Origin of the sequence: Brevibacillus laterosporus LMG 15441 (assembly GCF_000219535.2) — a bacterium.
GTDB lineage: Bacteria > Bacillota > Bacilli > Brevibacillales > Brevibacillaceae > Brevibacillus_B > Brevibacillus_B halotolerans.
Genome location: NZ_CP007806.1, coordinates 2,371,472 through 2,384,512 on the forward strand (window position 1 = coordinate 2,371,472; position 13,041 = coordinate 2,384,512).

Sequence of the window (13,041 nt, forward strand, 5' to 3'; positions counted from 1 at the left end):
CGATGATCTTCGGACAAGGTAGCTCTATAATGGGAATATAATCGCACAGAGGAGGATTATTCAAATGAGAAAAGCTTTTATTAGCCCAACTAAGTATGTTCAAGGTGAAAATGAATTAGTCCATCTAGGGTATTTCATCAAGACATTTGGTGATTCTGCTCTTCTAATTGCTCATCAGGATGACATAAATCGTGTAAAAGATAAGCTTGAACATACCATGGCACAATTTGGCGTAACGATAATTGAAAGCGATTTCAATGGAGAGTGTTCTCGTAATGAAGTTCATAGATTACAACAACTTGCGAAGGAACACGCTTGTTCCTGCACGATTGGATTGGGTGGAGGAAAAGCGATCGATACCGCGAAATGCGTAGCAGAGGGCGAGGCGTTAATTATCGTTCCGACCATTGCTGCGACGGACGCTCCAACAAGCCATTCTGCTGTCCTTTATACACCAGAAGGGGAATTTGATGACTATGCCTACTTTAAACAAAGTCCAAGCGTAGTGCTGATCGATACAACTGTTATTGCCCATGCACCTACGCGTTTTCTTGTCTCGGGCATGGGAGATGCGCTTTCTACTTACTTTGAAGCTAGAGCAACTTCTAACTCTTATTCCAATGTGAATGCAGGAATTCCTTGTGGAGCAATATCTGGAGTAGGTCAGCCAGCTAAAGGAACAAAAGCTGCTCTTGCCCTTGCAAAGCTCTGCTATGAAACACTGCTTCAAGACGGACTTAAAGCTAAAATCTCTTGTGATTCTAATATTGTTACTCCTGCGCTTGAAAACATAATTGAAACCAACATTCTTTTATCAGGTCTAGGGTTTGAAAGCGGAGGTCTGGCGGCGGCACATGCCATTCATAATGGGTTAACCGCATTGGAAGGAACCCATTCGTATTATCATGGTGAAAAGGTCGCATTTTCAACGCTTGTTCAATTGGTGCTTGAAAATGCAGATAGAAAAGAAATAAACGAGGTATTGAATTTCTGCGTAAGTGTAGGACTTCCGGTGTGTCTTTCTGATATCGGTGTAACGAGTGTCACTAGAGCCGAGCTGATGAATGTCGCAAAGAAAGCTTGTATACTAGAAGAGTCTATTCATTCTATGCCTTTTCCTGTAAGTGAAGAAGATGTAGTAGCCGCCATTATGGTAGCGGATCAAATCGGGCAGGAATTTAAGAAAAAGGGTGAGTAATGTGAAGAAAATCATGAACAAGCCGGAAACGCTGGTAAGAGAAATGTGTAGTGGAATGGTACTTGCACATCCGGATTTAGAATTTATAAGTAAACATAAGATAATGAAGAAAAGAGAAATCAATACAGATAAGGTTACGCTTATTAGCGGTGGAGGCAGCGGGCACGAGCCTGCACATGCAGGATTTGTTGGGAGCGGAATGTTAGATGTTGCTGTCTGTGGAGATGTATTTGCTTCGCCATCTCAGATTCAGGTCTATCAAGCGATCAAAGCCTCTGCCAGTAAGAAAGGTACGTTGCTGATCATTAAAAATTACAGCGGAGATATCATGAATTTTAAAAATGCGGCACATCTTGCAGGCGAAGACGGGTTGCTAGTCGATTATATCAAAGTTGATGATGATATCGCTGTGGAAGACAGTCTGTACACTGTTGGAAGAAGGGGCGTTGCCGGAACCGTATTGGTTCATAAAATTGCCGGAGCAGCAGCAGAAGAAGGAAAGGAATTAAGTGAAGTAAAGGAAATAGCTCAAAAGGCTATAGATCGCACCAGAAGCATTGGCTTTGCACTTACATCTTGTACAGTTCCTGCTAAAGGGACACCTACCTTCGAATTGAGTGAGGATGAGATTGAGTACGGTGTAGGCATCCACGGAGAGCCAGGAATCCGCAGAGAAAAGCTTGTGTCTGCTAATGAATTAGCCAAGAAAATGGTAGCAGATTTATTCCGAGATATGAACATCAAAGACAATTCACAACAAGAAATTGGCGTATTGATTAATGGATTCGGCGGATCACCATTACAGGAATTGTATTTGCTGGCAAATGCAGTTGTTCGTGAAATCAATAAGAGCAACGTATCGATCTTTAAGGTATTCGTTGGCAACTATATGACAAGCATAGATATGGCAGGTGCTTCGGTGTCGTTCATCTCACTAGATGATCAACTTAAGCGTTATTTAGAGGCAAGCTGCGATACCCCAGCACTACAAATTAACCAGCCATTTAGCCCGTTGCGTGCAGACGAAGTAGTATTGGAATCGCAACAACTGAATCACACCGTTTCTTATCAGTGTGAGACGGATAAGCAATATGCAAAGATTGAGAAGAATGTATTCTCGCTATACAACCTAATATATTTGATTGACAAAATGAGTGAGGTCATTATCGAAAATGAGGTTGCTTTCTGCGAGCTAGATTCTCATGCAGGCGATGGTGACTTTGGCATGAGCGTGGCGAAAGGCTTCAAGCAATTGAAAAATGAGTGGCAGGAAATTACCCAACATCATGTCGCCGATATAGGAGATTTTCTGAATGCCTGCTCCTTGGTCATTATGGAGCATTGTGGCGGGGCTTCTGGGCCGATTTGGGGATCAGCCTTCCGAGCCGCAAGTAAATTTGCCAAAAACAAGACCGAATTATCCGTTTCTGAGTTCGCTGGCATGATGAAGGCTGTTGTCAAAGGCATTCAGGATACGGGTGAAAGGTCCTTTGGAAGAGGAGCAGTGGTCGGCGATAAGACCTTGATTGATGCGCTTGTACCTTTTTCCGATTCCTGGGAGCAAAGTGCTAAAGAGGGCGATGATAGTAAGACAGCAGCTACCAAAGCGGCAGAAGCTGCAGTACTCGGAGCTAAGAAGACCGAGTCCATTGTCGCTAGAATGGGCCGAGCAGGAACAGTCGGTGAAAGAAGTCTCGGGTATCCAGATGCAGGAGCTTTTGCATTGGGAGTTATTTTCACACAGCTAGCTCAAGCTCTAGAGTAAACGGATTAAAGAAACTCCTAGATTAATGCAACTCCCTAAATGTAAGATAGGGCTGTCCCTGAGTCGTAAGAGATGACAAAGGACAGCCCTATTATTGTTACTCGTAATCATGTAACTCTTAGACTCCTCTTTTCATTCTTTGAATAAAATCATTCAAATTACTTCCGATTGCATTACGTAATTTAATTAGTAATTCAGTTAGTAATTCAATAAAGGCTCTTCCGCGTATTTATCCCCTCTAATTCCAACCCACTAGCGTTCACCTTCCGCTTTTTATAAGGATCATCCTAAAATATATCGCATTTTTTGCTTGTAAGTTAGGTCAATAATATTTATTGGTTCTCTGGTAGCCCTGTTTGTCTTTCTGTCAGGTGGGGATTAATCAATGACTGATCTCTTTTTCCCTGCGACAGAGAGTACTTCCGATCTCTTTGTTACAATAACATTCCAGGGTTACCAACATAGCAGGATAGTTCAAGATTATTTGCAGTAGACCTTATCACAAATAGTGGTAAAGTGGAGAGAGGATGCAGTTCTAAATTGTAAGCTCCATTACATGAATGTGGGGGCTATGAGGTTAGGTCATGCTTTATCAATCTATGACAACAGCTTCTCAAAATAATGTATAGATGTCGGAATATGATATAAATAAGAGATGAGATTACCCATAATTCCTTCATGTAAGAGAGAAAAGGAGAGAAAAATGAAAAGCATATTGTTCAAGTATATGTCTAAATTTACATCTCTTAGTGAAGAGGAACAAAAGGCTATCGCTGAAGATATCCTAATTGAGGAATATAAAAAGGGAACAGTGCTCCTTAGACAAGGGGATGTCCCCACAAAATGTTATTTCGTATTACAGGGATGTGTAAGGCAATATACTGATCACTTTAGGAATGCTGTCTGATTGGAGGGCCACAAAGCCAACCATCAACAGGTGCCCGCCAAAAACAATCAAACCAATAGACCAAATAGATTCGAATGTTTCAAGAAATAGCATCATAAGTGGCTGAATTTGCTCGATTTTAAAAGAGGATAAATAATTTGGATATCTTGAGAGTAGCAGCACAAATACCAAGTTTAGTATGGCAATTCCCAATATTGTCGAATAGATTAGACGGAAGCATGCACCGAGCAATGAAAGGTTTTTATGAATGGGCTTTAGGAAAATATACAGGGCCCATGCTACTATAGTGTCACTTATCAGGATGATGACCCACCCAAAAATTTCGGCTTTGAATAGGCTATTTGATGACATGATGATATGAAATGTGGCGCTGGCATCGCCCTTTATCACAAGGCTTTCATGGACAAAACCATAGGAAAAAAATGCAGCAAGTGCCATGATAATAATTGATGTGCCAGCAGTTATGGCGGCTTTTCGCTCATTTGATAACGCTTTTACTGAGGTAACCATAAGATAGCCTCCTATATGACAATGTTTATTTTTATGTTAATAGGAGGAGCTTGACTGGTCATTGACGTAAATCAAGAGAACATACTTATTTGTTCGTTTTCAAATTTTTTACTATTGGATAAGGAGCAGGAGCATAAACAATGATAGATGTGGATAAATTAGCCGAGATATTTGCTAGTGGTTCCTATGATGTAGAAGGTGCCTACCGGTTAGTCATCCAGCCGAAAAGTATATTGCGGGAATTTAGAACCGAAAGGCATGGATTTCTTTTTACCATTCGTGGAGAAGCTAGAATGTGCGTGAATGGAACTGCCTACGAATTACATCCAGGAACAGTATTACATGCGGCTCCAGGCATGCAACTGGACTCGCAGGTTTTAGGCCAATCTGAGTACGAGTACTATTTGCTTTTTTATAGATTGGAGAAGCTAGGTGATGAAAATAGCGGTCATGTATGCGACTCTCACTTCAAGCTGGAACCGGGAGCAAATCCGAGAGTGATAGAATTGCTGATCATGATGCATCAGAATGCCTATACACTTGGCGGGATTGAGAAACTTCGTGTCAAGGAATTATTCTTAAGCATCATGCATCAAGTTCTGGTAGGTTGCAAGCATCGAGAGAGTGGCTGTTCACCGAGTAAAAGGGTGATAGAGGAAGCCATTGCATACATTAACAGACATTATATGAATCCGCTGACACTCGACGAATTGGCTGAGTTGCATGGGATGAGTCCCAAACGCTTCTCCTACTACTTTCACAAATATACTGGGTTCCGTCCGATCGACTATGTCATTCATTATCGTATGGAAAGAGCGAGCGAATTACTGAAAGTGGGTAATTTTCCTATCAGCGACATTGCGGTCAGTGTAGGGTATGCCAATCCGCTATATTTCAGTAGAGTCTTTAAAAAGAAATTCGGTGTGTCTCCCACCGCATACCTAACAAGTAGATGATCACATATCTAGAGTTAGTGAAAGCAGGATTCCATTGAAGAAAGCAAGCCAAATCTTGGCTATGCTGTATTCGAGCGTGCCTTGAATCGACGAGTGAGTGCGTCATCAGGCTGCAACGGCTGGTGATGAATCTGGAGGGCAGGCTACTTCCTGTTTACCTCAGTATTCCTTTCCTGTACCGTCGTTGCCCTGTTCTGAATATCAGCTACTTAATCATTTAGCATACCTAGATTAGATAATGATACATATGACATTCGTGATTTGTGCATTTGCTTTTGATTCAGTTCTTGCTACACTATTCACTGATAATGATAATCATTTTTAATTTTTGGAGGTGAATAAGTAAAGGTAAGGGCGTGCCCGTCAATGGTCGATTTGACCATGAATACCTAGGACAGGCTCGACCGCGATAACGCTTTTGCCGAGCTTGGCTCAAATCCAGGCGGTTCTCATCATAATCATCGCGATGTTGCCATGGAGTGGCGATGTTGCTGAATGTTCAATCGGTCGACTTCGCTTTCTAAAGTATGTCTCTGATCGAATTATTTAGTCTGAAAGGGTGATAAAATGACGGAAAATAGACAATTGTGCATCGGATTATCTCTGTCTGCAACTTGGATGAAAGGTGACGGATGGCGGCGCCCAGACAGCGGTGTGGAAAAAATGGGTTCTATAGATTATTACATTGATTTGGCAAAAATAGCGGAGAAGGCAAAGCTCGATTTTCTTTTCAGGGCGGATTATCTTTATGTGAGCCCACAGATGTTGGGCGATTCCGCTAATTTCGGTAGCCCTGACCCTACGATGATATTCGCAGCGATTGCTCGTGAAACCGAGCGGATTGGGCTGGTTACGACTATTTCTACGACTTTTAATCCACCGTATGTTGTTGCTAGGCAGCTTCAGTCTTTGCATTGGCTGAGCAATGGACGTGCTGGCTGGAATATTGTCACTTCTATCGAAGGCGCCGAAAATTTCGGTGATTTCCCTATGCCTTCACCGGAAGTAAGATATGCGAAAGCAATGGAATTTACAGATGTTGTACGTAAGCTCTGGGAAAGCTTTCCGAATGAAGCAATTATAATGGACCGGGAGTCAGGCATGTTTTCTGAAAGGGATAAGGTTTCCTCAATTGATCATTCAGGTGAGTTCTTCAGTGTCAAGGGACCGCTTACTATGCCCGCCCATAAATCGGGATCCATTCCTTTTTTTCAAGCAGGTGCGTCGGATACAGGACGGAATTTTGCCTCTACAGTAGCGGATGCTATATTTGCGGCGATGCCAGACCTTGAATCCGGAGTGGAATTGCGAACAGATCTGAGAAAAAGAGCCAAGGAACAAGGACGAAATCCGGACGCCATCAAAGTTTTGCCTGGATTATATTTTTTCTTGGCCGATACTCGCGAGGAAGCGAATGAATTACATAAGACTGCACATGCACATTTGAGTATGGAGCGCAGACATGCATCGCTCCAATCAGTGCTCGGTCTTGATTTAAGCAGCTTTGCTTTGGATCATCGTGTCACTGCCGATATGCTGCCTGATCCCAATCAGCCAGTCCGTAGCCGAACCCATGCTGAGCTGTTGCGCCGGTATATTACTAACAATCAGCCTACAGCCGAAGAGGTGTTAGCAAGGCCGGAGGTTGTCGGATCTGCCCACTGGGTTTCTGTTGGAACGGTTGATGACGTGGTAAGCGATATTATGGAGCGGTTTGAGGCTGGAGCGATTGACGGATTTATAGCTCTTCCGGGCGGTTCAGAAAAATCAATGGAATTATTTTTTGAAAAACTGATGCCAAAGTTAGTTGAACGAGGCTTGTTCAGAAGCCAATATACGGGTGTCACCTTGCGTGAGCATTTGGGGATTACATAAGCTATCGCTTTGAGACAGGGATTCAAGAATGGAACTAGATATAGATCATCAAAATTTCTATTTCGAGATTTTTTTAAAAGGGGCTCAGCTGAAAAATGAATAAAAAGCTTATGCTGGTTGGATTGATAGCATTATTCATGCTGGTTTTGGCTGCATGTGGAGGAGCAAAACAAAAAGAAGCAAGTTCAACCTCTATGAACAACAAAGAAACAGCACGAGCCGAAGTGGACAATGCAGGAGCGAGCAAAACAAGAACGATCGAGTATCTCGGTGAAAAGTATACCGTTCCACAAAAGGTAGAAAAAATTGTGATTACTGGGGCTATGGAAGCGATGGAGGATGCGGTAGTGCTTGACGTTCACCCAGTAGGGGCAATATCGATAGGTGGAAAGTTTCCAGAAATGTTTGCTTCGGTAACGGGCAAGTCGGAATCAATTGGTGAAAAACAGGAACCCAACTTTGAGAAAATATTGCTATTAAAGCCAGACGTTATTTTAGGTTCATCCAAGTTCCAAAAAGAAGCAGTGGAGAAATTGCAAAAAATCGCTCCCACTATTTTGGTATCGCATATTGCTACAGACTGGAAATCTAATTTGAAGCTAATGGCAGAATTAACAGGAAAGCAAACAGAGGCAGACAAGATTCTATCTCAATATGAAACAGATACACAAGCAGTAAAAGCATTGTTGAAAGAAAAGCTTCAAGGCAAAAAAGTAGCCGCTGTTCGCATTCGTGGGTCACAAGCTTTCGTTTACCCGATAGATGTTTACTTTAACCCTGTCTTATACGACGAAATTGGTTTGGAGGTTCCGCAACAGATAAGCATGGCGAAAACGCAAGAAGCGATCTCTATCGAGCAACTGGCGGAAATGAACCCGGATTATTTATTTGTGCAATTCTCTACGAGTGAAACGCAAGAAGCGAAACATGCATTTGAAGACTTGAAAAAGAATCCCGTCATACAAAACCTGAATGCCTTTCAACAAGATCACGTATATGTTAACGTGGTTGATCCGCTTATGGAAGGAGGTCCCGCTTATAGTCGAATCAGGTTTCTAGAAGGTGTGCAAAAGCATCTAGATAAATAATGGAAAGGAGAAAAATTGCAGCAAATGGATCCGATGCTCATGAAAGGGACGATATCATTTGCGGTTGTTGGATGGTGCTTGCTTTTGTTGTCCCTCGTGGACATCGATCAAAGAGGCATGGCTGGAATCTATAGATCATCAAAGATTAAAAAAGAGGTGTTTCACTTAAAGAAACCACTTCCTTATCAGAGTGATTGTCTTTAGATACTGATGTGTATGTTGTGGTTAAATTGTATTTTTTGTTTAAAGATAGTTCGATGAACCGTATCATAAGTAACGGATAAGTTGTTGAACTAACGGGTTCGATAGGTAATAAAAAGAGGCAGTCAGAAGAATGTTTTTTCGTTCCTGACTGCCTCTTTCATTTTGATATCAAAGTACATATACGATTTACATGTAGCTCTTACCATTTGTAATAAAGAACGACAGAACCACACTATTTTGTGTTTTTTATTGGTTTTATTTATTTCGAAAAAAGAATTAATAGGTAGATAGTCATGTCGCTGGGAGTAGAAATCAGTAACTAGTTAGAATTACAAAAAAATACTTTTTTTATCGGTTTTTAAGTCAAATGACAATACAGAAAGTCAAGCACTTGAGCAAACGCACGCTGGACGTTTTCTTTCTCTGGTTGTCGATCAAATAAGTGGTCTTCACCAGGGAGGGTAAGGAGTGTATGCTCGATTCCAGCGCCTTTTAACCGTTCGGCCATAGATATAGATTCCTCGCAAGGAACATCATGATCTGTTTCCCCATGTAGGAGCATAATAGGAGGGAGCGAGGGATTTACGTACTCAATCGGACAAAGTAGTCTCAGCTCTTCCTGATTTCGTATTGGGTCCAGTCCTGTTGTTTCCCGAATCCAACTACCTTGCTGACGATAATATAAATAAAGACCGAATCTTTGCTGGATGGAGCTTTCTGTAAGTACTTCTTTCGTAATTAATTGATCGGCTAACTTCTTGGGGACAAGCGTTTTCTGTAAGTAAAAGGGACTCGGCTCTGACGCCCAATTCCCCCGAATATCCCCATACCCGTAAAAAGAGACGATTGCTTTTACATACGACTCTTTAGAGCCTGCAAGTAAAGCGAGATAACCTCCCGCAGAAGAGCCTATTACAGCAATCGCTGATGGCTTGATGCCAAGCATGCCCGGGGCTTGGTCACGAACCCATCGTAGAGCATCTTGAACATCTTCGGCTATAGCAGGCAGCTTGGTTTCGGGAGCCAATCGATAATCGATAGAGAAAACATGGAATCCAGCCTGATTATATTGCGTGATGTGTTCCGGCAAAATATCTTTTCTCGATCCAAAAATAAATCCGCCACCATGGATATAGACAATAACAGGGGCATTCGTTTTGCTAGCGCTATAAAAATCCCCGAGCAAATGAATCCCATTAACGGTTTTATAACAAATTGTTCTCACTTTATTTCTCCCTTTTAAGTCTGTCTTTTCTGTTACGATGTATCTTAACGAAGACTTCTAGTGATAGTATTGGTATGCTTATAGTACTGTCTTCTGTCATCAGACTCAATAGCTGGCATGGGAACACATAAGAAAATGGAGCCTTTTCTCTATATAAAGACAGCTAAGATTATTTCGAATGAAGGGGTTGGAGTTAAGGATATGGAGTTCAGGGTAGAGCATATACTGAGAATGCAGAGATTACAGGATGCGAAGGTATTGGGTGGCGAGAATGGGCTTTCCAATGTGATTAAAGGGATCACCATAATGGAAGCACCCGATATTGCAGATTGGCTGAAGGGTGGCGAGATGCTACTGACTAGCTTATATCCGATCCGTAATTATACAGAGGACGAGCAACGAGAATTTGTCTTACGTCTTGCTGAAAAGAAAGTCAGTGCTTTGATGATCAAAAACCACCGATTCGTCCAAAAAATCCCGGATGCGATCGTGGAGGCGGGTGAACAGGTAGCTTTGCCCATTATCCAGATTCCTCAAGACATTCCTTATGTGGACGTGCTTTATCCAGTTATGGAAGAGCTGTTTAATAATCAGGTGATGAAGCTTAAATACTTTATCGAAGTCCATGACCGCTTCACGGCGCTTTCCCTAACGGATGCCGGTCTGGAATCCATTATTACTACATTAGGTGAATTGATTGGAAACCCTGTCGCCATTTATGACCGGAATTTTGTTTGTATGACGGCTACATCCTCATACACGATGCCTATCGAACAACGGGACAGTTTAGTAGAACGTGAGAAAGAAGTTGAAACCAAATTCCCTTATTACTGGTTGACGGCGCAGATTTTAGAAGGTGAATCGCAGCCTCAATTTGTCGAGCAGGTAGTCGTACCCATTCGGACGATCAATCATATTAAAGTGCATCTAGTCATCACGGAAGCCCATAAGCGGCTGGAAGAGCTAGATTTTATTGCGATGGAAAATGCTGCTACTGCCCTATCTCTTGAGCTAGTCAAGCAATTTGCCGTAGCAGAAGTGGAGCGGGAATTTAAAAATGACATTATTGACGATCTTTTAGCGGGTAAAAGCCAAATGCTAGAGACGGTTTATCATCGAGCTAATTTGATCGGTTGGGATTTAGATCGTTCCTATTCTGTGCTTTTGTTTCATGTAAAAGAAGAGTTTACGTCATTGAGCCAAAATGAAATGGATAAGCTGCGAAGCTCACGGAGCTTGCAAACAAAAACCTTCAGCGATTTACATGAAGCTGTGCGCTCTCATTTTGTGAATGGTATTTTGCGAAGACGAGGAGATACAATTATCCTGCTCTTGCCAGTTAACGAGCAGGAAGGAAAGGGGAAAAGCGGGCTATCTGCTGTGAAGGAGAGGGCACGTGAGATTCAAGAGAAGATCCGTGCTAAAGCCAAAGACATTGTTGTACAGGTCGGCATCGGTAATGTAGCAGAAACGGTAATGGATATTTCTCGAAGTTATCAAGAGGCACAGGATGCATTGGATTTAGGTGAAAAGCTCTATGGAAAAGAATCGATTACCGCCTTTGCCGAGCTTGGACTGTTCCGTTTGCTCTGTCAATTTCCAGACACTGCTGTCCTAACTTCCTTCATACCTCCTTCTTTAAATAGATTGGTTGAAAGTAAGAGTGCTATTAAAAATGATCTTCTGCATACGCTTGAGGTATTTTTAGAGCATAACCAAAATGCTGCAAAAGCAGCCCATGATTTATTTGTCCATTATAAAACGGTCATGTATAGACTAGAACGGATTAGAGAAATAACGAGCATGGATTTTGAGGACTCGGAGGAGATGCTAGGAGTCCGGGTAGGCCTTAAGATTCTAAATCTGGTAAAAACTGAAAAATAAAATAACAAAAGCAAGATAAACGGGCCTATGCCCGTCTTTTTTTTACCCAAGATGGATAAATACCTAGCTGGACTTTTATCCACTCCTGTTAATGACTCTATGATAGTAAGCGCTTACAATGAGAGTGCAAGTTAGGAAAACGTCATACGAATCAATTCATCTTCAGAGAAAGGAACAGTGAGTATGGGAGAGTTAAGTAAAGAGATTGTACAGCATTTAGAGTGGCTGGGCCATTTTGGAAAAGAACCTGAAGGGGGCATTTCCCGATTTCTCTACTCGAAAGAGTGGTTAGAAGCTCAAAAAGCTTTAGAAGATTGGATGAATAAAGAAGGCTTTGACTTCCATTTTGACGAGGTAGGTAATCTATTTGGAGGCCTACGAGGAACAAAGTATCAGGATGAAACTATTTTAACCGGTTCTCATGTGGATACGGTAGGCAATGGTGGATTCTACGATGGCCAATACGGTATTATCGCAGGATTGCTTGCGATTAAATACCTAAAGGAAAAATACGGAAGTCCACTGCGTAATCTACAAGTGGTATCCATGGCTGAGGAAGAAGGTAGTCGTTTCCCTTATGCATTCTGGGGTTCCAAAAATATCGTCTGCACAGCCAAGCGCGAAGAAGTAGAAAACATAGCAGACTTTGATGGCATAGCCTTTGTGGATGCGATGAGAGAATGCGGCTTTGGTTTTCGGAAAGAATCCACTGAGATTCGTAAAGATCTGAAAACATTTGTAGAAATCCATATCGAGCAAGGCAGTGTTCTGGAAAATGAGAAAAAATCTGTAGGTGTAGTCCATAGTATTGTTGGCCAACGCAGATTTACCGTAGAAGTGACAGGGGAAGCTAACCATGCTGGTACGACCCCGATGGGTTATCGCAAGGATACTGTTCATGCCGCTAGTACCATGATCTGTGACGTGATGAACAGAACGAAAAAGCACGGAGATCCATTAGTAGCAACGGTAGGCAAAATTGAAGTTAAACCAAACGTGGTTAACGTGGTTCCGGGCTATACCCTATTTACAATGGACATTCGCCATACTGAGAAAGAAGCGCTTGTTCAATTTACGGAAGAAATTATGGCTTCTATGAATGCCATTGCAGAAGAAATGGGCGTAGGCTTGAAGGTTGATATGTGGATGGATGCTGACCCAGTTCCTATGGATAAGCGTGTAGTTGAAGTAATCGAAAAACAGTGTAAGGAAAAAGGTTTGAATTATAAGCTAATGCACAGCGGAGCAGGACATGATGCTCAAATTCTAGCGCCGTTTGTTCCATCAGCAATGATTTTTGTACCAAGTAGAAAGGGAATTAGCCACAACCCGGCTGAGTATACTGAGCCTCATGATTTAGCCGAGGGCGTAAAAGCTCTGATCGGTACACTTTATGAGCTAGCCTATAAAGAATAGGTGACATCTTGGC

Annotated in this window: 9 protein-coding genes and 1 pseudogene; 8 read left to right on the forward strand and 2 right to left on the reverse strand. The window is 42.1% G+C overall.

What is annotated here, in order from left to right; translation table 11 throughout:
- Window positions 1–64: 64 nt before the first annotated feature.
- The 3 genes and pseudogenes from BRLA_RS10875 to BRLA_RS23160 form a co-directional block, all read left to right on the forward strand.
- Window positions 65–1,198, forward strand: a complete 1,134-nt coding sequence (locus BRLA_RS10875; protein WP_003337423.1) for a glycerol dehydrogenase — start codon at window positions 65–67, stop codon at window positions 1,196–1,198.
- 1 nt (window position 1,199) lies between these two features.
- Window positions 1,200–2,963 carry a dihydroxyacetone kinase subunit DhaK gene (gene dhaK / locus BRLA_RS23155; protein ID WP_003337424.1) on the forward strand — a complete coding sequence of 588 codons (1,764 nt, stop codon included), beginning with the start codon at window positions 1,200–1,202 and terminating at the stop codon, window positions 2,961–2,963.
- A gap of 703 nt (window positions 2,964–3,666) precedes the next feature.
- Window positions 3,667–3,843, forward strand: a pseudogene (locus tag BRLA_RS23160) (cyclic nucleotide-binding domain-containing protein); the annotation flags it as partial.
- Here the strand turns inward: BRLA_RS23160 and BRLA_RS10885 are convergent.
- Entirely contained in the window at window positions 3,820–4,380 is a 561-nt protein-coding gene (locus tag BRLA_RS10885; RefSeq protein WP_003337426.1) for a DUF4386 domain-containing protein, read from the reverse strand. The pseudogene BRLA_RS23160 and the gene BRLA_RS10885 sit on opposite strands and share 24 nt — an antisense overlap.
- A 140-nt stretch (window positions 4,381–4,520) precedes the next feature.
- On the opposite strand from BRLA_RS10885, the gene BRLA_RS10890 reads away from it, so the two are divergent.
- From BRLA_RS10890 to BRLA_RS10900, 3 genes are all read left to right on the forward strand, one after another.
- Window positions 4,521–5,336 (forward strand): AraC family transcriptional regulator, encoded by an 816-nt coding sequence (locus BRLA_RS10890; protein ID WP_003337427.1) that lies wholly within the window; start codon window positions 4,521–4,523, stop codon window positions 5,334–5,336.
- 567 nt (window positions 5,337–5,903) lie between these two features.
- Window positions 5,904–7,211, forward strand: a complete 1,308-nt coding sequence (locus tag BRLA_RS10895) for an NtaA/DmoA family FMN-dependent monooxygenase (protein ID WP_003337429.1) — start codon at window positions 5,904–5,906, stop codon at window positions 7,209–7,211.
- 95 nt (window positions 7,212–7,306) lie between these two features.
- Window positions 7,307–8,299, forward strand: a complete 993-nt coding sequence (locus tag BRLA_RS10900; protein WP_003337430.1) for an ABC transporter substrate-binding protein — start codon at window positions 7,307–7,309, stop codon at window positions 8,297–8,299.
- Window positions 8,300–8,861: 562 nt separating this feature from the next.
- Here BRLA_RS10900 and BRLA_RS10910 read toward each other — a convergent pair.
- Complete coding sequence (locus BRLA_RS10910; RefSeq protein ID WP_003337432.1) at window positions 8,862–9,728, reverse strand: alpha/beta hydrolase; 867 nt, start codon at window positions 9,726–9,728, stop codon at window positions 8,862–8,864.
- Window positions 9,729–9,929: 201 nt separating this feature from the next.
- Between BRLA_RS10910 and BRLA_RS10915 the strand changes: the two genes are divergently transcribed.
- Complete coding sequence (locus BRLA_RS10915) at window positions 9,930–11,612, forward strand: PucR family transcriptional regulator (RefSeq protein ID WP_041752560.1); 1,683 nt, start codon at window positions 9,930–9,932, stop codon at window positions 11,610–11,612.
- A gap of 183 nt (window positions 11,613–11,795) precedes the next feature.
- Complete coding sequence (gene allC, locus BRLA_RS10920; RefSeq protein WP_003337434.1) at window positions 11,796–13,028, forward strand: allantoate deiminase; 1,233 nt, start codon at window positions 11,796–11,798, stop codon at window positions 13,026–13,028.
- Window positions 13,029–13,041 lie beyond the last annotated feature (13 nt).

Bases quoted from the DNA above. Each gene is read 5' to 3' on its own strand.
- BRLA_RS10875 (WP_003337423.1), top strand. From the start codon at position 65: ATGAGAAAAGCTTTTATTAGCCCAACTAAGTATGTTCAAGGTGAAAAT.
- BRLA_RS10885 (WP_003337426.1), bottom strand. From the start codon at position 4,380: ATGGTTACCTCAGTAAAAGCGTTATCAAATGAGCGAAAAGCCGCCATA.
- BRLA_RS10890 (WP_003337427.1), top strand. From the start codon at position 4,521: ATGATAGATGTGGATAAATTAGCCGAGATATTTGCTAGTGGTTCCTAT.
- BRLA_RS10895 (WP_003337429.1), top strand. From the start codon at position 5,904: ATGACGGAAAATAGACAATTGTGCATCGGATTATCTCTGTCTGCAACT.
- BRLA_RS10900 (WP_003337430.1), top strand. From the start codon at position 7,307: ATGAATAAAAAGCTTATGCTGGTTGGATTGATAGCATTATTCATGCTG.
- BRLA_RS10915 (WP_041752560.1), top strand. From the start codon at position 9,930: ATGGAGTTCAGGGTAGAGCATATACTGAGAATGCAGAGATTACAGGAT.
- allC (WP_003337434.1), top strand. From the start codon at position 11,796: ATGGGAGAGTTAAGTAAAGAGATTGTACAGCATTTAGAGTGGCTGGGC.